This is a genomic window from Streptococcus mitis (assembly GCF_000722755.1).
Taxonomy (GTDB): Bacteria; Bacillota; Bacilli; order Lactobacillales; family Streptococcaceae; genus Streptococcus; species Streptococcus mitis_CM.
The window spans coordinates 34726-60376 of the sequence record NZ_JPFY01000008.1; the positions used below are offsets into that span (position 1 = coordinate 34726).

Genomic DNA, 25651 nt, shown 5'->3' on the forward strand with positions numbered 1-25651 from the left:
AATCTCCGCCGTTGTGAAAGAACGATTGGATGACAATCCAATCGTTCAGGGAAATTAGAAGACCTTGGGCTTCCAATTTAGGCATGAGATACCTTTGGTGGCTGCTACCGTCCCTCACAACCTAATGTGATTGTTGAAAAACAGGAAAAAGGAGAAGAAATGAAACCCGTAATTTCCATTATCATGGGCTCAAAATCTGACTGGGCAACCATGCAAAAAGCTGCCGAAGTCCTAGACCGTTTCGGTGTAGCCTACGAAAAGAAGGTTGTATCTGCCCACCGCACACCTGACCTCATGTTCAAACATGCCGAGGAGGCCCGTAGCCGTGGTATCAAGGTCATTATTGCAGGTGCTGGTGGTGCAGCCCATTTGCCAGGTATGGTAGCTGCTAAAACAACCCTTCCTGTCATTGGTGTACCAGTCAAATCACGTGCCCTTAGTGGGGTGGACTCGCTTTACTCGATTGTACAGATGCCGGGCGGTGTGCCTGTTGCGACAATGGCTATCGGTGAAGCAGGTGCGACAAATGCGGCTCTATTTGCCATCCGTCTCTTGTCAGTAGAGGATCAGGCTATCACGACAGCTTTGGCAGATTTCACAGAAGAACAAGGAAAAATCGCAGAGGAGTCTACAAATGAGCTCATCTAAAACAATCGGAATTATCGGTGGCGGCCAGCTGGGTCAAATGATGGCCATTTCTGCTATCTACATGGGCCACAAGGTTATCGCGCTGGACCCAGCAGCTGATTGCCCAGCCTCTCGTGTGGCGGAAATCATCGTGGCTCCTTATAATGATGTGGACGCCCTTCGTCAGTTGGCGGACCGTTGCGATGTTCTCACTTATGAATTTGAAAATGTTGATGCAGATGGCCTTGACGCTGTTATCAAAGAAGGACAGCTTCCACAAGGGACTGACCTGCTACGCATTTCTCAAAACCGTATCTTTGAAAAGGACTTTCTTTCAAATAAGGCTCAAGTCACTGTGGCACCCTACAAGGTAGTGACTTCAAGCCAAGACTTAGCAGATATCGACCTCTCTAAAAACTATGTCCTCAAGACTGCAACTGGTGGCTACGATGGCCATGGTCAGAAGGTTATTCGCTCAGAAGAAGATTTGGAGGAAGCCTATACGCTAGCTGATTCAGCAGACTGTGTCTTAGAAGGATTTGTCAACTTTGACCTTGAAATTTCCGTCATCGTGTCAGGAAATGGCAAGGATGTGACAGTCTTCCCAGTTCAGGAAAATATCCACCGAAACAATATCCTATCTAAGACTATTGTGCCTGCTCGCATTTCAGAAAGTCTAGCTGAAAAGGCCAAATCTATGGCAGTGCGAATTGCTGAACAACTTAATTTGTTTGGAACACTTTGCGTGGAAATGTTTGCGACAGCTGATGATATTATTGTCAACGAAATTGCTCCGCGCCCTCACAACTCAGGTCACTATTCAATCGAAGCCTGCGACTTCTCCCAATTTGATACCCATATCTTGGGCGTTCTGGGAGCACCATTACCGACTATCAAACTACATGTACCAGCCGTTATGCTCAATGTTCTCGGCCAGCACGTCGAGGCCGCTGAAAAATATGTGACAGAAAATCCAAGCGCCCACCTCCACTTATATGGTAAAATAGAAGCGAAACACAACCGCAAAATGGGACATGTGACTTTGTTTAGTGATGTGCCGGATGAGGTTGAGGAGTTTTAACTTTTCTTAGGTAAGAGGAGAGTAATAATGGGGATTGATGATTTAATTTTTAATAGAACAAATACAGATATAGTCGTAAGTAGTGATCCAATTCAAATATTTAATTATTTGGATAAAAAGGATGGTTTTGGATATCTTCGAACAAACCAAGCAGATTTCTTAAAAGAATGGAATGAACGGCGAGCTGAACGTGATATCGTTGGTGTAATGCATACCGGAGCTGGTAAAACGCTAGTTGGTTTGCTGATGCTTCAATCTAAATTAGTTGAAGAGAAAGAGCCAGCAATATATTTATGTCCAACAAAGCAACTTGTAGAACAAACTGTCAAGCAAGCAAGCCACTACGGAATGGATGTTTGTGAAATAGGCGGCGATAATCGTATTCCGATAGAGTTTAAAAATGCTGAAAAAATATTAGTGACGACTTTTTCTAAACTTTTTAACGGGAAGTCCATTTTTGGAGTTAAAGATTTCACTAATACAGCTAGTATATTAAAAATAGGTAGCGTTCTGATAGATGATGCACACTCTTGTGTTGATTATGCTAGAAATGGTTCGACGATTATAATAAAAAATGATACTCCAGCATTTAATAGAATTTTTGAATTATTCAAAGCAGAAATTAAAAGACAAAGTTATGGAAAATACAATTCAATTCAAAGATCTGACGCCAGCGTGAGTATTCAAGTTCCATATTGGGAATGGTTATCGAAAATTAGGGATGTGAAAGAGATTCTAAATACCCATTTCTCACAAGAAAGTGCAGATTTTGAGTATCGTATGATACAAAATTTATTAGATTTTTCTCGTTGTTATATTTCGGGAACACAAATTGAGATTACACCTAAATATAATCCTATCGAACAAATACCGTCGTTTAGCAATGCTAAACATCGATATATTCTATCTGCTACTATAAATGAAAAGGATTTGAGGGAAGAATTAGGAATTGAAAAAAGTGCAATTGAAAATCCTATTGTGACAAACAGCTATGTTATTGATGTTGGGGAGAGAATGATACTAGCACCTACTAAGTATCATAAAGATATAACTGATAGTAGTATAAGAAATTGGATGATTACTGAGTGTAAAAAACAAAGTATGGGACTGGTTGTTATAGTACCTTCTCGAAATTCATTGGCAACACAAGAATGGGAGAAGCTAGGTGCGAAGATAATTGATAATTCAAATTATGAAGATATCTTTAGTGGCATAGAGTCTGGTAATAGGGAACAAGTAGTATTAGTAAATAGATATGAAGGAATAGACTTTCCAGGAGAACAATCACATATTCTTATTTTGGATGGATTACCTGAGTTTTCTACAAATAAAGATAAGGCTATTTCAACTACCTCTCAGGATGACAACTGGAAATTAAAAATCGTTCAAAAAATTGAACAAGGACTAGGGAGAACGGTACGATCAAATAGCGACTATAGTGTAGTTTTTTTGCTTGGAGACAAGCTCATTGATTTTATTAGCCTGAAATCAAACATGAAATATTTTTCTTTAGCAACTCAAGCCCAACTTTCTATTAGTAATGAACTAGTTTCTGGATTTGTAATTTCAGATATTAAAGCTGCAAAAGAAGAAATTGTGAAGTCAATCAACTACTGTTTGAGTAGAAATCCAAACTGGGTAAAGTATGCTAAAGATAAATTATCTGAAGTGAATGTGTCTGAGTTAGCACATACAGATATCTCTGATATTGAAAATGAGCACGATTCCTACAAGCAGTATGTAAGACATGATTTTACTAACGCCATATCTAAGTTGGAAGCTTTGAGATCTAATAAATCTGGGAATGATCTTGGTAGGATTTATCAAGAAGAAGCAGAGGTTAGATTTTATAGTAGTGATATTCAAAATTCTCAAAATTTACAAAACCTAGCATTTGAAGAATGGGATTATGCGTTTAAGCCGGCAACTTCAGGATATCAAAAAGCGCTAAAAGCACCAGATATAATAGAAGCATCATTTAAATTTATTACAGACCATAGTGATAAATATTCACTTAGTAAATTTATAAATAATATCATAAGCAAATTACGTTATGATAATGAGGCATCTTCAGAACACTTTGAAAAAGCAATTGAGGATTTAGGGAAATTGCTTGGTTTACATTCCACTAGACCAGAAAAGATAAAGGATGATGGTGGGCCAGATAATCTGTGGCTTTCCAGAGACTATCAGTTTGTTATAGAGTGCAAAAATAGAGAAGTTAATAATATTAATAAAGGTGATGTAGAACAATTACTTCATTCAGAATTGTGGTTCACTAATAATTATGGTAGTATGTACAATCAAAAATTGATTTTATTCCATGCAAAGTCTGAGAAAGAAAGAGAAGTTCAGTTTTCAGATAATATGTATATTGTTTCGAATGAGAAACTTAATAGGCTTAAAGATAAAATAGAACAATTAAAGCAATTATTGAATGTGAATTTTGATGGTCTAACAAAAGAACAATTGCAGCAATATTTCTTCAGAACTAACCTTGATATTACACAAATTGAACATAATTTCTTTACCAAAGCTAAATAAAGATTGATTATAACAGTTGAGGAAATAGGATACTAGCTATAAATAAAAGTAATATAAAAGAAAGGAACAGGGAGCTTCGTATTCATTCAACAGAATACGAAGCTACGGACTTTATCAATTATATGATTCAAATTATCGTTAACGCTTTTATTGAAAAGGATAAGACTGGAGCAGTCGTGGAAGTCTTGTATGCTAGTGCTGACCAAGATAAGGTACAGGCTAAATATAAAGAACTAACTGCACAATACCCTGAAAACTATTTAGCTATCTATAGTTTACCGCTGGATATGGATTTGAATACATTAGATCACTACCCATCTGTGTTTATTGGGAAAGAGGAGTTTGAGTAGAAATCTTGGTTTACCTAGATAGTTTATTCCCAACAGCTTTAGAAGAAAGGAAAAATTAACAACATGATCGACCGTTACTCTCGCCCTGAGATGGCAAACATTTGGAGTGAAGAAAATAAATACCGTGCTTGGCTTGATGTGGAAATCTTGGCTGACGAGGCATGGGCTGAGTTGGGGGAAATCCCTAAGGAAGATGTGGCTTTGATTCGCGAGAAAGCGGACTTTGACATCGACCGTATTTTGGAGATTGAGCAAGAGACTCGCCACGATGTGGTAGCCTTCACACGTGCGGTTTCTGAGACTCTTGGTGAAGAGCGCAAGTGGGTCCACTATGGTTTGACCTCTACCGACGTGGTAGATACGGCCTACGGTTACCTATACAAGCAGGCCAACGACATCATCCGTCGTGACCTTGAGAACTTCACCAACATCATCGCTGATAAGGCTAAGGAGCACAAGTTCACCATCATGATGGGTCGTACCCACGGTGTGCACGCTGAACCTACAACCTTTGGTCTTAAATTGGCGACTTGGTACAGCGAAATGAAGCGCAACATCGAGCGTTTCGAGCATGCGGCTGCTGGTGTAGAAGCTGGTAAGATTTCTGGTGCGGTTGGTAACTTTGCCAATATCCCACCATTTGTAGAGGAATATGTCTGCGACAAACTGGGTATCCGTGCTCAAGAAATCTCTACACAGGTGCTTCCTCGTGACCTTCACGCTGAGTACTTTGCAGTACTTGCTAGCATCGCAACTTCTATCGAGCGTATGGCGACTGAGATCCGTGGTCTTCAAAAATCAGAACAACGTGAAGTGGAGGAGTTCTTTGCCAAAGGACAAAAAGGTTCTTCAGCAATGCCTCACAAACGCAACCCTATCGGTTCTGAAAACATGACAGGTTTGGCGCGTGTTATCCGTGGTCATATGATTACGGCCTATGAAAACGTCGCTCTCTGGCATGAACGTGATATTTCTCACTCATCAGCTGAGCGTATCATCACACCGGATACGACGATTTTGATTGACTACATGCTCAACCGTTTTGGAAATATTGTCAAGAATTTGACGGTCTTCCCAGAAAATATGATCCGCAACATGAACTCTACGTTTGGTCTGATCTTTAGCCAACGTGCCATGTTGACCTTGATTGAAAAAGGTATGACCCGTGAGCAAGCCTATGATTTGGTGCAACCAAAAACAGCTTACTCTTGGGACAACCAAGTAGATTTTAAACCACTTCTTGAAGCAGATCCAGAGGTGACATCACGCCTTACACAAGAAGAAATCGATGAGATCTTTAACCCAGTTTATTACACTAAACGAGTGGATGATATCTTTGAACGTCTTGGATTAGGAGAGTAAAGGTAATGAACGTGGACAATGTACTAGCTTGGTTGAGTAATGTAATTAGAACCACACCGGATGGTATAATTCAATCATTAATTGTAAGTATTGTTATGCTAGTTCTTAGAAAAACATTACCTAAACTACCACGGATAGGTTCAAGATTTTCTGGGTGGATTAATAAATTATCACACTTTTTTAACAACAACTCATTAGAAATTTCTGAGAATACAAAAATAATTCCAACTCCTGCATATATTCCAGGAGAGGATTTTCAACTTAAAAGAAAGAAAACTAAGCCTACTCAATATAACAAAAATATGAGCGATTCTGATTTTTGGGGGATGATTATCTTATATTTAGTACTTATTAGTGGTATTGTTTATATGTTTATTAAGTATATAAATGAAATTTCGCTTGTTTTAAAATGGTATGGTTCAATTCCTCTGCTGACTTCAATTATAATTTTGTTTCTTATTGCAATTAGTTGGCGTATTCAAAAATCTACATTAATTTATCTTTTCTATTCAATCCCTATATCTATACTTACTATTTATTATGGAATTAATCTATTAACAATTTCTGAAGGAATGTCAGCAACCGTAACTGATAGCAGGTTTATTAGCAGTATTTATATAATATTTGGTTTATTGATTGCAGTTGCACAGCAATTTATAGCATATTTTATGATATTTAGAAACTTATTGATTCATTTTGCAAGAAAAAGAAAAGTACCTGAGTTTATAAAAAGGACTATATATAATACATCATTTTTAGAGTCGCAAGTTTTATTAATTATAATGATTATTGTTTTTTCAGTACTATCTTATTTGATGACTTCGGGTATATTGATTTCGTGGATTCAAAATTATTCAAAATAAGATGATAGGAGTTTAATAATTTAAAAAATCATCTTTAGCCAACGCGCTATGTTGACCTTGATTGAAAAAGGCATGACCCGTGAGCAAGCTTACGACCTTGTTCAACCGAAAACAGCCTACTCTTGGGATAACCAAGTAGACTTTAAACCGCTTCTCGAAGCAGATCCAGAAGTAACATCACGCCTCACACAAGAAGAAATCGACGAAATTTTCAACCCTCTTTACTACACCAAACGAGTGGATGATATCTTTGAACGTCTTGGACTGGGTGATTAATTAAAAAATAAACAGCGAGCTTCAATCTCGCTGTTTATTTTTTATCGAAAAGACTTAGTCTTCTTTTCTTTTAGTGAGTCCATAGGCTGCTAGTGTGGCCATGAGTCCTACGACTATTAGTCCTGCAGAATCGTGAGTTCCTGTTTCAGGAAGTTTTTTATCTGTTACCACAGGAGCTGGACCTTGAGGAAGAGCTTTGCTTTCCTCAGCAAGAGCAGTTGATGGAGTTGGTTGGCTTGGTTTTTCTAGTTTTGGTTTTTCTTCAGCAATAGCGGCTTGTCCGTTTTCATCGCCTACATGTGTTACCAGAGTTCCGACTTCGACTATTTGAGTAACTGCTTCTTTGGTTACAAGACTATCTACAAGTGTTTTCACTTCCTTGCCATCAACAGTGCTCACAGAGTAGAAGTTTGTACGGCGCCCATTGACACCTTTAGTAATGACTTGTGTTTTTCCTTTGAGTAAGAGTGGATTTTCACGAGTCACTGTGGTAAATGGAATTTCTTCTTCTTGGATATCCAGTCTAGGTTTTGTTTCTGCAACTGGAGCAAGATCATGTTCATCGCCTACATGTGTTACCATAGTTCCGACCTCAACAATTTGCGTAACTGCTTCTTTGGTTACAAGACTATCTACAAGTGTTTTCACTTCCTTGCCATCAACAGAAGTGCTCACAGAGTAGAAGTTGCTGCGATGTCCATTGACGCCCTTAGTAATGACTTGTGTTTTTCCTTTGAGTAAGAGTGGATTTTCACGAGTCACTGTGGTAAATGGAATTTCTTCTTCTTGGATATCCAGTCTAGGTTGTACCTCAGTAGTTGGTGCAAGACCACTTTCATCACCCTTGTGAGTTACAGGAGCGCCGACTTCAACCACTTGGTTTACAACTTCTTTGGTTACCTGGCTATCAAGGACTGTTTCTGTTGTTTTTCCATTTTCAGTGAGTACAGAGATGTAATGAGTTCGTTCACCTTTGACTCCTGCTGTAATAATATTTTCCTGACCAGCTGGGAGGTTAGGATTTTCTTTCTTGATAACTTCAAATGGAATTTCTTCAGTTCTTGTGATGAGTTCTGGACTGGTTTCAACATTGGCAGCCACTTCATTTTCATCCAGGCTTCCTGAATGAGTTGCAGCTGGTTTAAGGCCTTGAAGAGCAGCCTTGAGCTTACCTACTAGTGCGTCTAGTTCAGCTTGTTTGCTGCGGTTTAGGTTAAGGTTCAGTCCATCTTTTGCTGCCTTGAGTGCAGCTAGGCTTTCTGTGCTATATCCTTCTAAGTTTTCAGGAATTTTAGCTAATTCTTCGCGGAGAGCATTATAATTAGCACGGAAGTAGTCTTTGTTGTGATCTGCAAAGGCAGTCATAAGTTCAAAGATTTCTTCCTCCTTGTACTCAGCGCTTGGTCTATCTGCCCAGATTGAAAGCATACTTCCGACTGTTGGAAGGTCTACTTCAGGATATTTGGTAGAAGCTAGTTGATTGAATGGTGTTTTTCCAGTATTCTCAATAGCTTTTTTGAGGAAACCACCACCATCTTCTGGTTTTTGACCGAGAATGTAGTACCAGTCACCGTTGGTATTCAAGAACTTATAGCCCTTGCTTGCTAGGTATTGAGGTGATGCGAGGTTGTAGCCCCACCAGCCTTTAGACCAGTAAGAAATTAAGACATCTTTGTCAAACTGAACATCGTCCTTGTCCTCGTAGTAGAAGCCATCGTTGAAGGCCATTGGTTGAAGCCCTCTTTCCTTAGCCATGGCAGCGAGGGTGTTGGCATATTCGGCAAACTTGCCATAGAGTTGATACCATTTGAGGTAGTACCAGCCTTGGGCACTAGTCGCATCGTTAGCGTATTCGTCAGTACCAAAGTTGAAAATCTTTGTTTTTCCTGCAAAGAAGTCCATGTATTTACCGATGAGGGCTTTTACAAAGTTCATCGCTTCTTCGTTTCTCAAGTCCATAGTTGTTTTGGAGACTTTGTCAAAGTGGGCTTGAGGATTTTTAATACCCAATTTTTCCATGGCAACCAGCATAGCATCCATGTGACCTGGACTGTTAATAGCTGGAATGAGACCGATGCCCTTAGAATTAGCGTATTCAATTAGTTCTGTCACTTCAGCTTGTGTCAGTGCAGTACCGTTTGGATCGTCGTAGTAAGCTTTAGTTCCTTGGATGATGGCATTTTTGACATCATCACTTGCATAGGTTTTTCCGTTCGCAGTAATGGTCATATCATCGAGTAGGAAGCGAAGTCCGTCATTTCCTAGAAGGAGATGAACATCAGAATATCCGAGCTCACTGGCCTTATCTACGATGCGTTTGAGCTGGTCCAGAGTAAAGTATTTGCGTCCAGCATCGATTGAGATTACCTTGTTTTTGGCAAGTTTTTCAACCTCACGTTTAGCTTCTTCTTCTTTTTGAGCTTCTGGTGTGAAGGTCAAATTGCTGACTGCTTCTTGAAGTTTTGCAATTGCTTGGTCAATCGTGTCTTGTTGGGCACGGCTGAGGTTGCTATCAAGTGAACGGATGGCTTTTGCCGCTTCGTTAACCGCTGCGACGCTTTCTGCAGTATAACGGTTAAGGTCTTTTGGTACCTCGTTAAGTGCTTTTTCTGCAGACTCATAATCAGCTGCGAAGTATTCAGCGTTAGAATTTGCGAATTGACGCATGAGTTTGAAGAGGCGTGACGGTGAATAACGTGCAGATGGAGTGTCAGCCCAAGCAGCTACCATACCACCGATGAATGGAATAGTTGCTCCGTCGGATTTTGGTACCGAAGTGATTGGAGTGTTCTTGATACCGTTTAATCCCTGATCAAGGTTGTACCAACCTTGGCCATCTGCATTTCGTCCAAGAACATAGTACCAAGCATCGTTAGTGTTTAGGATTTGGTGACCTTTTTCTACTAGAAGTTTAGAAGAAGCGACGTCGTAACCTCCCCAGCCACCAGTCCACATTGAAACGATGATATCTTTGTCAAAAGTTCCGAAGCTAGTATCACTATTGTAGTAAATACCATCATTGAAGGCCATTGGTTTTAGACCGTGCGATTTTACAATACGAGCTAGGTCATTGGCGTAGGCAATAAATTTTTCATAGCCTTTTACAGGGTAGCCTTCGTTTGGATAGTATTTATCAGCTTGAAGAACGCTCCAACCTTTAGCGTTTGTTGCATCATTGGCATATTCATCAAGTCCGATGTTGAAGATTTCAGTCTTTTTCGCGAAATAAGCAGCATACTTATCGATAAGGGCTTTTGTAAAAGCGACTGCTTGTTCGTTGTCAAGATCGACAGTACGGGCTGATTCCTTCCCAAAATAGTTAAAGTTAGGGTTTTGGATTCCCAATTCTTTCATGGCATTGAGAATCGCATCCATGTGACCAGGACTATTTACTGTCGGAATGAGACCGATGCCTTTATCTTTGGCATAGTTAATCAGATCTGTCATTTGACTTTCTGTTAAGTGATTGCCGTTTGGATCGTTGTAATAATCATTTGTACCTTTTTCAATGGCACGTTTGACATCGTCACTCGCATAGGTCTTGCCGTTAGCTGTGATACTCATATCGTCCAACATGAAGCGGAGTCCATCATTTCCGACTAACAGGTGTAAATCAGTGTAGCCATAATGTTTCGCTTTATCGATGATTTCCTTGAGTTGTTCTGGTGAGAAATATTTACGTCCAGCATCAATAGAAACAATTTTCTTTTTCGCTAGTTTTTCATTTACAGTTGCAGCACGTTCCTTTCCTGCCTCTGTTGCCGGTTTGTCAGCCTCTGCTTTCGCTTCATCTTTTTTAGAATCTTTTTCAGCTGGTTTATCCTTGTCAGTCTTGTCTGTATTTGACTCTTTAGAATCAGCCTCTTTCTTAGGGCTAGCTTCTTCTGACTTTTTATTAGCAGTTTCTTTTTCAGCAGAAGTTGGAGTTACCACTTCTGCTTTATCACTAGGAGTTGAACTAACTTCCTCTTGTGGTTTTTCTTCTGTTTTTGGAAGACTAGCTACCTTATCAGTAGCTGGAATTTCTGTTTCTACAGTTTTTGGAGCTTCTGGTTGAAGATCTGCTTTAGGTATTTCCTCAGTCCGATTTTCGGATGATTGAGGGGAATCAGAAACCGTATGGATGGTCGGTTGGTTTTCTGTAGTAGTAGGAGTAACTCCATCGGCTGCAACAGCCTGTGCTTGGAAGGCGAATCCAATTAGAACAGAAGCTGCTCCTACAGCGTATTTACGAATAGAAAAACGCTGTTGTTTTTCATGTTTCATTGCAAAACCTCCTGATTGCATTGTTATATTGATAGCGTTTACATAAATCAACACCTTTATTTTATTTCTTATATTAACGAGAGTCAAGAGGAGATGACAAAAAACTATAATAAGTATAAAAAAATATAAAATTTAAACTTAAGATTTCAGATTGGTCGGAAAAGATACATATATATATCTAGTAGAATCTTTTTGGTTCTATTTCTATAAAATACTCCACAAATTATAGAATCTTCCAAAAATAGGTAAGCGCTACCTTTTTGGTGTGGTATAATAAGTATAGAAAAAGCCCAAGCGTTTAGGCTCAGGCTTTCTTCTTAGTGATCACGGTCACATGAAATGAATTTGATTTTGTAGTAATCCGCTCGTTTGTATGTTTCGCTGAATGCGAGAACTTGACCAGTAGACTCTAGTTTAGTAGTCTTGGTTTGTAAAACGGTTGGGAATTGTTCATCGACTCCGAGGACCGAAGCCGCATGTTCTGGAGTTGGAAATGCTATTTCATTGATTTCTTCAAAATGTTCATCATTCATGTGAATGTGGTAATCCAATTTGAAACGGTTATAGATAGAGCTATAATATTCAAGATTTGGATAATTTGCGTTGATGTATTGTTCTGGAATGTAAGATGTATGGTAGATGTAGACAACACCACCTGTTTCGCGTACGCGTTCAATCTTGTAGTAGAACTGATCTCCGCGTAGTCCGAGTTTTTCTAAGTAGCTTAGTTTGTTTCCACGCTCAATAGAAAGGACGGTAACTTTATCATCTTTAGTTTCAAAAACTTCTACATCTGAAAACTCAACGAGTTTGTGTTTGCGTGCGCGTGAAACGAATGTACCCTTTCCTTGTTGGCGGACAATATAGCCATCCTTGGCAAGGTCGTTTAAGGCACGAACAACTGTGATAGAACTCACATCATACATTGCAATCAATTCAGCTTCAGTGTAGAATTTATCTCCACTGGCAAATTGACCAGAAATGATTTTGTTCTTTAACTCATCTTTAATATATTGATACTTTGGAATTGCCATATTTTCACCTCAATTTTCCTTCTCCGTTAAAGATTTTACCATAAAACTGGAAAGAATAGTAGCCTTTTGAATAAAAAAATTAGAATAATAGGCTATAAGGTTAATTTACATAGGAATAAATAGAAAAATCTACATTTTTATACATGGTGCTAAAATGTTGTTATGACTATAGATTACAAGATTTTTATAAGTTTTTTGTGTAAAATTTAGTGAAAAATGAAAAAAATTGTGAAAACCTATTGACAAATGCAAGATATTGAGATATATTTACTATATCAACAAATGAAAGCGTAAACTTTAGTTGTCAGAAGGTAAGAACATGACACGATTTGAGATACGAGATGATTTTTATCTCGATGGAAAATCATTTAAGATTTTATCTGGCGCCATTCATTATTTTAGGGTTCCTCCAGAAGATTGGTATCATTCGCTCTATAATTTGAAGGCTCTTGGTTTTAATACAGTAGAAACTTATGTAGCTTGGAATTTACATGAGCCTCGTGAGGGTGAGTTTAACTTTGAAGGAGCTCTGGATTTGGAGCGATTTCTCCAGACGGCACAAGATTTGGGTCTCTACGCTATCGTTCGTCCCTCTCCCTTCATCTGTGCGGAGTGGGAATTCGGTGGCTTACCAGCCTGGCTCTTAACAAAGAATATGAGACTTCGTTCCTCAGATTCTGCTTATATTGAAGCTGTCGGTCGCTACTATGACCAACTCTTGTCACGATTGGTTCCACATTTATTGGACAATGGTGGGAATATCCTCATGATGCAGGTTGAAAATGAGTATGGTTCTTACGGAGAGGATAAGGCTTATCTGAGAGCGATTCGACAGTTGATGGAAGAGCGTGGCGTAACCTGTCCCCTCTTTACGTCAGATGGTCCTTGGAGAGCTACTCTGAAAGCGGGAACCTTAATCGAAGATGACCTCTTTGTAACAGGCAACTTTGGCTCTAAGGCCCCTTACAACTTTTCACAGATGCAGGATTTCTTTGATGAATATGGCAAGAAATGGCCACTCATGTGTATGGAGTTCTGGGATGGCTGGTTCAATCGTTGGAAAGAACCGATTATCACACGGGATCCAAAAGAATTGGCAGATGCAGTTCGAGAAGTTTTGGAGCAAGGTTCCATCAATCTCTACATGTTCCATGGCGGTACAAACTTTGGCTTCATGAATGGTTGCTCGGCTCGAGGAACTTTGGATCTGCCACAAGTTACATCTTATGATTACGATGCCCTTCTGGATGAAGAAGGAAATCCAACTGCTAAATATCTGGCAGTCAAGAAGATGATGGCGACACATTTCCCAGAGTATCCGCAGTTGGAACCACTCTATAAGGAAAGCATGAAAGTGGACGCTATTCCACTTGCTGAAAAAGTTTCCTTGTTTGAAACCTTAGATAGCTTGTCTAGTCCAGTAGAAAGTCTCTATCCTCAAAAGATGGAGGAGCTAGGACAAAGTTATGGCTATCTTCTCTATCGCACTGAGGCAAGTTGGGATGCAGAAGAAGAAAGACTTCGTATCATTGATGGTCGAGATAGGGCCCAGCTTTATGTCGATGGTCAGTGGATTGAAACCCAATATCAGACAGAGATTGGGGAAGATATTTTTTATCAAGGTAAAAAGAAAGCGCTGTCTAGATTGGATATCTTGATAGAAAATATGGGGCGTGTCAACTATGGTCACAAGTTCTTAGCTGATACGCAGCGTAAAGGAATCCGAACAGGTGTCTGCAAGGATTTACACTTCTTACTAAACTGGAAACACTATCCACTACCACTGGATAATCCTGAGAAAATTGATTTTTCAAAAGGATGGACAGAAGGACAACCAGCCTTTTACGCTTATGACTTTACAGTCGAGGAGCCGAAAGATACTTACCTAGACTTGTCTGAGTTTGGTAAGGGGGTTGCCTTTGTCAATGGGCAGCATCTAGGACGTTTTTGGAACGTTGGCCCAACACTCTCGCTTTATATTCCGCATAGCTATCTCAAGGAAGGTGCCAACCGCATCATTATCTTTGAAACAGAAGGTGAATATAAAGAAGAAATTTATTTAACTCGTAAACCTACACTAAAACATATAAAGGGGGAAAACTTATGACAATTGTAGGATGCCGTATCGATGGACGTTTGATCCACGGACAAGTAGCCAATCTATGGGCTGGAAAACTAAATGTTTCACGTATTATGGTTGTGGACGACGAAGTTGTCAACAACGACGTTGAAAAGAGTGGTTTGAAACTAGCGACACCACCAGGTGTGAAATTGAGTATTTTGCCAATTGAAAAAGCGGCAGCCAATATTCTTGCTGGTAAATACGATAGCCAACGTCTCTTTATCGTTGCTCGTAAACCAGACCGTTTCCTTGGTTTGGTAGAAGCAGGTGTACCACTTGAAACCCTTAATGTTGGGAATATGTCTCAAACACCAGAAACTCGCGCCATCACACGTTCTATCAACGTAGTGGACAAGGATGTGGAAGATTTCCACAAACTGGCAGAAAAAGGTGTTAAACTTACTGCTCAAATGGTTCCAAATGATCCAGTTTCAGACTTTTTGAGCTTATTAAAATAGGAAAAAATTTTTAGGAGGTCATTGTTATGATACAATGGTGGCAAATTTTACTTCTCACTTTGTACTCAGCTTATCAAATCTGTGATGAGTTGACGATCGTTTCATCTGCAGGTTCCCCTGTATTTGCTGGTTTCATTACTGGTTTAATCATGGGAGATGTGACTACTGGTCTGCTTATCGGTGGTAACTTGCAACTGTTCGTTCTTGGGGTTGGTACCTTCGGTGGTGCTTCTCGTATCGACGCAACTTCTGGTGCGGTTCTTGCGACAGCCTTCTCTGTTTCACAAGGAATTGATACAGCACTTGCAATTACAACAATCGCTGTGCCAGTAGCAGCTCTCTTGACATACTTCGACGTTCTTGGTCGTATGACAACTACTTTCTTCGCTCACCGTGTGGATGCTGCAATCGAACGCTTTGACTATAAAGGTATTGAACGCAACTACCTACTTGGTGCGATTCCTTGGGCTTTATCTCGTGCCCTTCCAGTCTTCTTTGCCCTTGCTTTTGGTGGTGAATTTGTACAACACGTAGTAGACTTCGTTACAAAATACCAATGGGTTGCAGATGGCTTGACACTCGCAGGACGTATGCTTCCAGGTCTTGGATTTGCAATCTTGCTTCGTTATCTTCCAGTTAAACGTAACCTTCACTACCTTGCTATGGGATTCGGTTTGACAGCTATGTTGACTGTTCTTTACTCATATGTAACAGGTCTTGGTGGCGCTGTTGCTGGTATCGTAGGCACTCTACCGAAAGATGTTGCTGAAAAAATTGGTTTCGTGAACAACTTCAAAGGATTGTCTATGATTGGTATTTCTATCGTAGGTATCTTCCTTGCAGTGCTTCACTTCAAAAATAGCCAAAAAGTAGCTGTAGCAGCACCTTCTACACCATCAGAAAGTGGGGAAATCGAAGATGACGAATTCTAATTACAAACTTACAAAAGAAGATTTTAATCAAATCAATAAACGTAGCTTGTTTACTTTCCAATTAGGTTGGAACTACGAACGTATGCAAGCTTCTGGTTACCTGTACATGATCTTGCCTCAATTGCGTAAAATGTATGGGGATGGAACTCCTGAATTGAAAGAAATGATGAAAGTTCATACTCAATTCTTCAATACTTCACCATTCTTCCATACCATTATCGCTGGTTTTGACCTTGCCATGGAAGAAAAAGATGGTGTAGGTTCAAAAGATGCCGTTAACGGTATCAAGACAGGTTTGATGGGGCCATTTGCTCCTCTTGGAGATACAATCTTTGGTTCGCTTGTACCTGCTATCATGGGATCTATCGCAGCAACTATGGCTATCGCTGGCCAACCTTGGGGTATCTTCCTTTGGATTGCAGTTGCAGTAGTGTATGACATCTTCCGTTGGAAACAGTTAGAATTTGCCTACAAAGAAGGGGTTAACCTTATCAACAACATGCAAAGTACATTGACAGCTTTGATTGACGCTGCATCTGTACTTGGTGTCTTCATGATGGGTGCTCTTGTAGCCACAATGATCAACTTTGAAATTTCTTATAAATTGCCAATCGGTGAAAAGATGATTGATTTCCAAGACATCTTGAACCAAATCTTCCCACGTTTGCTTCCAGCAATCTTTACTGCCTTTATCTTCTGGTTGCTTGGTAAGAAAGGTATGACCTCTACTAAAGCTATCGGTATCATTATCGTTCTTGCAGTAGGTCTTTCTGCCCTTGGTCACTTTGCATTTGGAATGGGACCTAAATAAGTTTTATGGTAAAATCATTAATTTTGGTCAGCCATGGTCGCTTCTGTGAGGAGCTTAAAGGCAGCACTGAAATGATTATGGGTCCACAAGACAATATTCATACAGTAGCTCTTCTTCCAGAAGATGGCCCAGAAGAATTTACTGCAAAATTTGAAGCTGCTATTGAAGGATTGGATGATTTCCTAGTCTTTGCGGATCTTCTCGGTGGAACACCATGTAACGTGGTCAGTCGTTTGATTATGGAAGGTCGCGACATTGAACTCTACGCAGGGATGAATCTGCCAATGGTGATTGAATTTATCAATGCGAGCCTTACAGGTGCAGATGCGGACTATAAGAGCCGTGCTGCAGAAAGTATTGTGAAAGTTAATGACCTGTTAGCGGGCTTCGATGATGACGAAGATGAATAAGATGTGACAACGTGAAAATCGTTAGAGCATTTTATATAGAATATACATGGGAATGGGGCTTACTCCCATTCCCATATTTAATAGAAAAAGAGGAACTCAATGTTACATTATACAAAAGAAGACTTGATCGAATTGGGTGCAGAAATCACTACACGTGAAATCTACCAACAACCAGATGTATGGAAAGAAGCTTTTGAATCTTATCAAGCAAAGCGTGAAGAAATTGTAGCCTTCCTACAAGGGATTGCTGATAAACATGACTATATCAAGGTTATCTTGACAGGTGCGGGGACTTCTGCTTATGTGGGAGATACCTTGGTACCTTACTTTAAGGAAGTCTATGACGAACGCAAATGGAATTTCAATGCCATTGCGACCACAGATATTGTTGCCAATCCAGAAACCTATTTGAAAAAAGATGTTGCGACTGTCCTTGTATCTTTTGCTCGTAGTGGGAACTCGCCTGAAAGTGTGGCGACTGTTGATTTGGCCAAAGCCTTGGTGGATGAGCTTTACCAAGTGACGATTACTTGTGCAGCGGACGGTAAATTGGCTCTTCAAGCCCATGGAGATGACCGCAATCTCTTGCTCTTGCAACCAGCTGCTTCTAATGACGCTGGATTTGCCATGACTTCTAGCTTTACATCAATGATGTTGACAGCTCTCTTGGTCTTTGATCCTATAGAATTTGCTGTGAAAGCTGAACGTTTTGAAGTTGTGACTAGCCTTGCCCGTAAAGTTCTAGACAAGGCAGAAGATGTCAAAGAGCTTGTTGACCTAGACTTTAACCGTGTCATCTACCTTGGTGCTGGTCCATTCTTTGGCCTTGCTCATGAAGCTCAGCTCAAGATTTTGGAATTAACAGCTGGTCAAGTGGCGACCATGTATGAAAGCCCAGTCGGCTTCCGTCACGGTCCAAAATCTCTTATCAACGAAGATACAGTTGTTTTGGTCTTTGGTGCAACAACAGAATACACCCGCAAGTACGACTTAGACTTGGTTCGTGAAGTTTCTGGTGACCAAATTGCTCGTCGTGTTGTGCTTTTGAGTGATCAAGCCTTTGGACTTGAAAATGTCAAAGAAGTGGCCCTTGGTTGTGGCGGTGTCTTGAATGATATTTACCGTGTCTTCCCTTACATTGTTTATGCCCAACTCTTCGCCTTATTGACTTCACTCAAGGTAGAAAATAAACCTGATACACCGTCTCCTACAGGTACAGTAAACCGTGTGGTTCAAGGTGTGATCATCCACGAATATCAAAAGTAAGACAGTGTTTATGAATTCTTGACAAGAGGATTTGTAAATTATCAGATAAACCATAGATTGTCAGTAGGCTTTCTATGGTTTGTTTGCTTGAGAGAAATAGTCAAAGGAGAACAGAATGAAAGCATATACAGAGCGTGTATTTGGAAATGTTGAGGGACAAGATGTCTTGGCCTATCGTTTTGAGACGGACGGTGGTTACCAACTTGAGGTCATGACTTATGGTGCGACCATCTTGCGCTATGTCACACCTGACAAGGCTGGAAATTTTGCCAACGTTATCTTGGGATTTGATGACTTTGATAGCTATGTAGGAAATAGCCCTAAACATGGAGCGAGTGTAGGTCCAGTTGCAGGGCGTATTGCAGGTGCGACATTTGAGCTCAATGGCAAGACCTATGACCTTGAGGTCAACAATGCTAGCAACTGTAACCACAGTGGTTCAACAGGTTGGGATTCGAGTTTGTTTGAACTAGTTGAAGTGAGCGATCAGGGCTTGACCCTCTACACAGAGCGTACAGATGGGACAGGAGGATTCCCTGGTAATCTCAAGATCTGGATCAGTTACCACTTGGAAGAAACTGGTGCCTATGAAATCAGCTACAAGGTAACGACTGATCAAGATACCTTGGTCAATCCAACCAACCACAGCTATTTCAACTTGTCTGGTGATTTCATGCAGACCATTGACCGCCATGTCTTCCAACTGAACACAGAGGGGATTTACCCAATCGCTCCTGACGGTGTTCCGGCTAAAACTCCAGATGCCAATCGTGATGTGGTTAAACATATCTACAATGGTGCTTTGTTGAAGGATATCTTCGCAGAAGAAGATGAGCAAATCCAGTTGGTATCTGGTTTGGATCACCCATTTGCTCTTCCTGCAGGCCATGAAAATGCTGGTTTCCTTTATGACCAGAACTCAGGTCGCTTCTTGCTTTTCAAGACAGAGGCTCCATGTTTTGTGGTCTACACAGCAAACTTTGTGGACGAGAGTGTCATCATAGGAGGTCAACCAATGGTACAGCACAATGGGATTGCCCTTGAAGCGCAGGCTTTACCAGATGCCATTCACAGTGACTTCAAAGACCAAGTCATTCTTAAAGCAGGTCAAACCTTCACCAGTAAGACACGTTATGAACTTGTTGTGAAATAAAAATTTAGAAATATGATAGGCATTCCAGTAGTTAGGTATCTAATTTTAGGGATGCCTTTTATTATTCCCTTATTTGTATATCTATCCCTAGAATCTTTTTTAAAATTGGTGTATAATGGGACAAGTTGTATATTTTACTATAAATTAACATACCAATTTAAAAATGTAAAAGAGGGGAATATGAATTTCAAAACTAGTGGAGAAGAAAGACAGAATTTCTCGTTAAGAAAATTGGCAGTTGGCCTTGTATCTGTAGCAGTTGCGTGTTTCTTTTTGATGGGAACTGGCCTACAGACGGTATCTGCCCAAGAATCTCATACTGTTAACTATACTTATGTTTTAGAATCAGATTTGACCGATGAAGAGAAGGCTCTCTTGGTTACATCCTTACCACAAGTAGCGGAAGAATCAGATGCGACTTACTATCTGGTTTATCGAGCCAATCAAGTATTGCCCAATACGGGGACCAGCTCTTCATTAGGGACTGTTGCGTTGGTGGCAGGCCTTAGTTTATTGATTGTAGTAGTTCTTAAGGGACATGATGGCAAGAGCAAGATTAGTCGATTCTTGTTAGTAAGCGCTCTAGGCAGTCAGTTGCTGTCTCCAACTGCCCTTGCCTTGACTAGCGAAACACTAGCTGCTTATAACACCCAACTATCGGTTCAGGTAGGAGATGCCTTGCCAGCCCCGGTTGATATTCCTGGTTATACATACATAGGATATGTGAAAAATAAAGTAGACGTTGTTAAGCAATCAGATAAACAGAAGGCGCATGACAGCAAGTCTAACTTAGAAAATGTAGATAGATCAGTGGTAGAGCCCCAACAGCAAGAGAGTAATGAAACTGTAGTGCAAGCAAAGGGAACTCAAGAACCAGGTCATGAGGGCGATGCCCTAGTTCAACCCGTTCAACCGACTTATACAGAACCCGTTAGCACCCAAGGCACACAAGAGTCAGGTCATGAGGGCGAGGCTCTAGTTCGACCAGTGCAACCGACTTATACAGAACCCGTTAGCACCCAAGGCACACAAGAGTCAGGTCATGAAGGCGAGGCTCTAGTTCAACCCGTTCAACCGGCCTACACAGCACCAATCAGTACTCAAGGTACACAAGAGTCAGGTCATGAGGGCGAGGCTCTAGTTCAACCAGTTCAACCAGCGTATACAGACCCAATTAGCACTCAAGGCACACAAGAGTCAGGTCATGAAGGCGAATCCCTTGTTCAATCAGAACTACCAGTTTACACAGGTCCTCAGGAGGGAGCTCCAGTTGAGCCAACAGTGCCAGAGTCTACAGAAGTTGTTAGCAGTAAGGGCACGCAAGAGCCCGGCCATGAGGGTGAAGCCTTAGTTCAACCCGTTCAGCCATCTTACACAGCTCCAATTAGTACCCAAGGTACGCAAGAGCCCGGTCACGAGGGTGAGGCTCTAGTCCAACCAGTACAACCAGCCTACACAGCCCCGGTAGAAGCAAAAGGCACGCAAGAGTCAGGTCATGAAGGCGAATCTCTGGTTCAACCAGAATTACCGTCTTATACAGGTCCAATCAGTACCCAAGGCACGCAAGAGTCAGGTCACGAAGGTGAAGCTGCTGTAGCAGAGGCTCTTCCTGAACTGCCTTTGACAAGCAATCATCGTACAGTAACAGAAACCATTCCTCATGAAACTGAAGAAATTGAAGATGCGACTATCTTAAAAAATCATCGAGAAATTGCTCAGGAAGGAAAAGACGGTTTACGGACAATCGAGTATGAAGATTATCTCGTAGATGGTAAGGTGGAAGCTAGCAAGGAAATCTCACGTACAGAAGTAGCACCAACCAAAGAGATTGTCAAGGTTGGTAGTCTTGTTAAAACCAAACCAACAGTTGAAATTACTAATCTGGTTAAAGATGAGAGCAAAAAAGCAGTAGCAGTCAACTACCGCTTAGATGACCCAACGTCTGCTTTTGTTAAGGCCAAGGCCCAAATTTTTCAAAATGGAACACTGATTAAAGAAGTGGATTTGAAAGATTTATCCGTTCAGCAAACGATTGATGGTTTGGACTACTATACTCCTTATACAATTAAGACTTACCTGACCTATAATCTAGGCCAATCTGATCAGGAAAATACAGAAGTATCAACGAAAGATTTTCAATTGGACTATAAGAAAATTGAAATCAAAGATGTGGATGAAGTGGGGCTCTATGGTAAGGAAGATGGTCACTACCGTCGCTATCTGAATTTATCAGAAGTACCAAGTGATTTATCACCTTATTTTGTCAAAGTCAAATCAGATAAGATGAAAGAAATGTTGCTACCAGTGAGCTCTATTAAGGAAACAGAGGATGGGAAGTACAAGGTAACCGTTGCCTTCAATGAACTGGTTCAAGAGAAAGATTCAGCATACAAGGATAACTATAGCTTCACAGTTGATAAGCAAAAGCTTGCCAAGGACGGTGTCTATACTTCCTTCAAGAAACTGATTGCTGCCATGCAAGGTAATCTCGCTGGAACCTTTAAACTTGGAGCTGATATGACAGCTGATGAAGTGGCCTTAGCAAAGGGACAAACCAGCTATGTGACAGGCACTTTCACTGGTAATCTTATCGGTGCGAGTGATGGGAAGCCGTTTGCGATTTATGACCTCAAGACAGCCTTGTTTGATAACTTGACCAAGGCTACTGTGAAAGATATTGACCTTAAAGCAGTAGCGATTAAGAGTCAAGATGACACAGCCAGCCTAGCAAAAGTAGCTACTAATAGTCAGATTAGTAATGTAGCTGTAGAAGGTCAATTGACAGGTAGCAAGTCAGTTGCAGGTTTGGTAGCCAAGGCTCAAGATACAGAAATAAGCAATAGTTCATTTACAGGTAGCATTCAGGCTAAGCATACGGATGCTTCTCCTTACTATGTGGGAGGTATAGCAGGGCTCTTATCTGGTAATAAGGCTAAGATTGATAAGGTAGCTGTTGATACAAGTATTTCTAGCAATGCCCGTAATAATGACCAATTTGCTGGAGGTATTGTAGGAAAAGTTCAAAGTGGTGCTTTGGTCTCTCATTCGCTAGCAAGTGGAAACATTCTCAATACGACAACCTATCCACGCGTAGGAGGAATAGCTGGTTCTACATGGCAAAATGGCCGTATCCATCATGTCGTTAGCATGGTCAACACTGGAGATGGTTATGCCATCACAGGAGATCAGTACAGGGGAGCAGACATCAAAGATGCCAGCACTGCAGTAGAGAACAAGAAGGCAGATCTCTATGCGACCCCAATCACCCAAGACCAGGCAAGAGAAAAGGTTCAGTCTTATGGTATGACAGTGACGCTAGACGACACAGGTCAAACACTCAAGGCCAATCAGCGCAGTGTGGACTATACTCAGTTAAGCCAAGGCCAAGCTAGTCGGAAAGTTGCTTATCACAATATCGAGAAATTGATGCCTTTCTACAATAAAGAGTTAGTGGTTCACTATGGAAATCAAGTCGATTCTACGGATAAGCTCTACACCACAGAACTACTGGATGTTGTACCAATGAAGGACAATGACATTATCACAGATATTCAGGCCAATAAAGCAGCTATCAATAAGCTGATGTTGCATTTTGCTGATAATACAATCAGCTACTTAGACGTCACTTACAAAGATGACTTCAAAAATACACAAATTGCAGAGTATAGCGTAGCAGGTAAAAACTTTATCTTTACGCCAGAGGCCTTTCTATCTGACTATACGAAAGTGACCAATCAGGTTCTAGCAGATTTGCAAGGGGTTGAATATGACTCGGCAGCCATGAGAAAAGTCCTTGGCATTGAGGCAGATGCTTCACTTGATCCACTATATTTGGATAAAGAATTTGAGAAAGTCAAGGCCAATATCGGTGAACATCTCCGTAAAGTGCTAGCCATGGACAAGTCTATCAATACGATGGGAGATAGTGTAGCAACCTACATCAGTGAGAAAATCAAGAACAACAAGGAAGCTTTCTTGCTTGGTTTGACCTATCTCAATCGCTGGTACAATATCAACTATGATCACATCAATACCAAGGACCTCAATACCTATAAGTTTGACTTTGATGGCAATAGCACAGCTTCAACCCTGGATACCATCATTTCCCTAGGTCAGAGTGGTATGGAAAATCTCAAGGCATCAAATAATATCAGTGCCTATGAGACAACCCTGGCCGCTGCAAAAGGTCGCAAGACAGTGACGGATTTACTAGAGTCTTACAGAAAACTCTTCCTACCAACCAAAACCAATAATGAATGGTTGAAGACAAATACCAAGGCCTATATCGTAGAGAGTAAGTCAGCAATTCCAGAAGTGCGTGCCAAACAAGAGTCAGCTACCCCAGATAGTAACTATACGCTAGGAGTCTATGACCGTATTATGGCACCAAGTTGGAAATTAAAAAGCATGCTCCTACCGCTATTGACATTGCCAGAAGAGGATGTTTATGTGATTTCAAACCTTTCTACCTTGGCATTTGGTGGCTACGAACGCTACCGTGACCGTGTCAATAATACAGTCTTGTCAGGAGAAGAACTGCGTCAGTATGTTCGTGCTAAGGTCGACCAGTCGGCTGAATGGCAACGAGACCACTACGATATCTGGTACCATCTCCTTTCACCAGAATACAAAGAAAAACTCTTCCGTTCAGTCATGGTTTCAGATGGCTTTGGTATGAAAGATAGCAACAGCAATTATTATTGGGCTACCCTGTCTGATAAGGCCATTGATTCGATCTACAACTTCTTTGGACCAACTGGTAAGTGGTATGGGGAAAGTAAGGGAGCTGGAGCCTATGCCAACGGTTCTGAGGTTCACTATGTCAGTGACCGATTGTTGGATAAATACGGAACATCTGTCTATACTCATGAAATGGTTCACAATTCTGACGGACATATTTACTTTGAAGGGAAAGGTCGTCGTGAAGGATTGGGAGCAGAGTTGTATGCCTTAGGATTGTTACAGTCTGCTGATAACCTAGATAAGGATGCTATTGTCTTGAACACCCTCTATAAAGGGGATAAGGATTCACCAACTCGCTTACATACTTATGACCCGACAAGCCGCTTTACATCAGCTGCGGCCTTGCAGGAGTATGTTCATGGTATGTACGATGTCTTGTACACCTTGGATGCTATGGAAGCCAATGCCATTGTAACTAAGTCAAATGATGTTAAGAAAAAATGGTTTAGAAAAATAGAGAATTTCTACATTGAGGACAAGTATCATAAACAAACGCATGCAGGAAACTCTGTTCGTCCGCTGACAGATGAGGAAGTAAGTAAACTAACTAGTCTCAATGCCTTGATTGACAATGATATCATCAACCGTCGGGCTTACCGTGATAAGAGTGACTATGCTCGCAATGGCTATCATCTTATCAGTATGTTCTCACCGATCTATGCTGCCCTTAGCAATCCAAAGGGTGCGCCTGGTGATATCATGTTTAGAAAGACAGCCTACGAATTATTGGCAGAAAAAGGTTACCAAGATGGCTTCTTACCATATGTATCGAACCAATATGCAGAAGAAGCTAAACTCAATGGGGACATTACCTATTCAGATTGGCTCCGAAAAGATGTGGGCCTCATAACTGATAGCCTCGTCTTGAAAAATGTCTTTGCCAACAAATACGGTTCATGGGCTGAGTTCAAGAAAGATATGTTTGATCAACGTATTCGTAAGCAAGATCAATTGAAACCAATCACCATTCAGTACGAGCTTGGTGTACCAAACAGCAGCAAGGAGATTACAATTCGTTCAGCAGCCCAAATGCAAGAACTTATTGATCAAGCAGTGGCAAGAGATGTGGCTAATATTGACCGTACAACAAGCCATGCTCCTGCAAGCTGGGTACATCTCTTGAAACAAAAAATCTACAATGCCTACCTACGTAGCACAGATGATTTCAGAGAATCGATTTATAAATCATAAGAAAACTCCCTCAAGTTATCCTGTCCAAGTCACTCTATCTTGCAGATGGTCGGTCTTTGTGATAGAATAGCATAAAGTCCTTTTGAGGGGGAACTTGCTAGGAAATCCCCAAGCATTGTAACGGATTAACTACCCTCGCCTTTTTGTGAGGGTAGTTTTTCG

General features: G+C 40.8%; 16 protein-coding genes and 2 pseudogenes. 16 read left to right on the forward strand and 2 right to left on the reverse strand.

All coding sequences use genetic code 11. The features are described from left to right. The first annotated feature begins 13 nt into the window (after positions 1-13). The 8 genes and pseudogenes from SK578_RS11130 to SK578_RS10790 all read left to right on the forward strand — a co-directional run. Positions 14-130, forward strand: a pseudogene (locus tag SK578_RS11130) (phosphoribosylaminoimidazole carboxylase). 29 nt (positions 131-159) lie between these two features. Next, positions 160-648 (forward strand): 5-(carboxyamino)imidazole ribonucleotide mutase, encoded by a 489-nt coding sequence (purE, locus tag SK578_RS00440; protein WP_042749766.1) that lies wholly within the window; start codon positions 160-162, stop codon positions 646-648. After that, complete coding sequence (gene purK / locus SK578_RS00445; protein ID WP_042749768.1) at positions 635-1708, forward strand: 5-(carboxyamino)imidazole ribonucleotide synthase; 1074 nt, start codon at positions 635-637, stop codon at positions 1706-1708. Before purE ends, purK begins: the two co-directional genes overlap by 14 nt. A gap of 27 nt (positions 1709-1735) precedes the next feature. Beyond that, entirely contained in the window at positions 1736-4252 is a 2517-nt protein-coding gene (locus SK578_RS00450; protein WP_042749770.1) for a DEAD/DEAH box helicase, read from the forward strand. 122 nt (positions 4253-4374) lie between these two features. Further along, positions 4375-4602 (forward strand): hypothetical protein, encoded by a 228-nt coding sequence (locus tag SK578_RS00455; RefSeq protein ID WP_042749772.1) that lies wholly within the window; start codon positions 4375-4377, stop codon positions 4600-4602. Positions 4603-4665: 63 nt separating this feature from the next. Next, a complete protein-coding gene (purB, locus tag SK578_RS00460; RefSeq protein WP_042749773.1) occupies positions 4666-5964 on the forward strand; it encodes an adenylosuccinate lyase in 1299 nt (432 codons plus the stop codon). Between the two features lie 5 nt (positions 5965-5969). Beyond that, on the forward strand, positions 5970-6827 hold the full coding sequence (locus tag SK578_RS00465) for a hypothetical protein (protein ID WP_042749775.1): 858 nt from the start codon (positions 5970-5972) through the stop codon (positions 6825-6827). A 27-nt stretch (positions 6828-6854) separates the two neighbouring features. Then, positions 6855-7103: pseudogene (locus SK578_RS10790) on the forward strand (adenylosuccinate lyase); the annotation flags it as partial. A 54-nt stretch (positions 7104-7157) separates the two neighbouring features. Here SK578_RS10790 and strH read toward each other — a convergent pair. Continuing rightward, the gene (gene strH / locus SK578_RS00475) at positions 7158-11369 is read right to left on the reverse strand and encodes an LPXTG-anchored beta-N-acetylhexosaminidase StrH (RefSeq protein ID WP_042749779.1); all 4212 of its coding nucleotides are present in this window, start codon (positions 11367-11369) and stop codon (positions 7158-7160) included. A 317-nt stretch (positions 11370-11686) separates the two neighbouring features. After that, positions 11687-12403 carry a GntR family transcriptional regulator gene (locus tag SK578_RS00480; RefSeq protein ID WP_042749780.1) on the reverse strand — a complete coding sequence of 239 codons (717 nt, stop codon included), beginning with the start codon at positions 12401-12403 and terminating at the stop codon, positions 11687-11689. A 319-nt stretch (positions 12404-12722) separates the two neighbouring features. Here SK578_RS00480 and SK578_RS00485 point away from each other — a divergent pair, with 319 nt between their 5' ends. From SK578_RS00485 to SK578_RS00520, 8 genes are all read left to right on the forward strand, one after another. Beyond that, on the forward strand, positions 12723-14510 hold the full coding sequence (locus SK578_RS00485; protein WP_042749781.1) for a glycoside hydrolase family 35 protein: 1788 nt from the start codon (positions 12723-12725) through the stop codon (positions 14508-14510). Further along, complete coding sequence (locus SK578_RS00490) at positions 14507-14983, forward strand: PTS sugar transporter subunit IIB (RefSeq protein WP_000156971.1); 477 nt, start codon at positions 14507-14509, stop codon at positions 14981-14983. The genes SK578_RS00485 and SK578_RS00490 overlap by 4 nt, the downstream gene beginning before the upstream one ends. Before the next feature lie 26 nt (positions 14984-15009). Beyond that, positions 15010-15915, forward strand: coding sequence for a PTS mannose/fructose/sorbose/N-acetylgalactosamine transporter subunit IIC (locus SK578_RS00495; protein ID WP_000617016.1), 906 nt, complete (start codon positions 15010-15012; stop codon positions 15913-15915). Beyond that, a complete protein-coding gene (locus tag SK578_RS00500; RefSeq protein ID WP_033687920.1) occupies positions 15902-16726 on the forward strand; it encodes a PTS system mannose/fructose/sorbose family transporter subunit IID in 825 nt (274 codons plus the stop codon). The genes SK578_RS00495 and SK578_RS00500 overlap by 14 nt, the downstream gene beginning before the upstream one ends. A 5-nt stretch (positions 16727-16731) precedes the next feature. After that, a complete protein-coding gene (locus SK578_RS00505) occupies positions 16732-17136 on the forward strand; it encodes a PTS sugar transporter subunit IIA (RefSeq protein WP_080709926.1) in 405 nt (134 codons plus the stop codon). Positions 17137-17235: 99 nt separating this feature from the next. Next, the gene (locus tag SK578_RS00510) at positions 17236-18402 is read left to right on the forward strand and encodes an SIS domain-containing protein (RefSeq protein ID WP_042749782.1); all 1167 of its coding nucleotides are present in this window, start codon (positions 17236-17238) and stop codon (positions 18400-18402) included. A 115-nt stretch (positions 18403-18517) separates the two neighbouring features. Continuing rightward, positions 18518-19555: an aldose epimerase family protein gene (locus SK578_RS00515; protein WP_042749784.1), complete on the forward strand. Its 1038-nt coding sequence runs from the start codon at positions 18518-18520 to the stop codon at positions 19553-19555. 180 nt (positions 19556-19735) lie between these two features. Next, entirely contained in the window at positions 19736-25489 is a 5754-nt protein-coding gene (locus SK578_RS00520; protein WP_042749786.1) for a ZmpA/ZmpB/ZmpC family metallo-endopeptidase, read from the forward strand. Positions 25490-25651 lie beyond the last annotated feature (162 nt).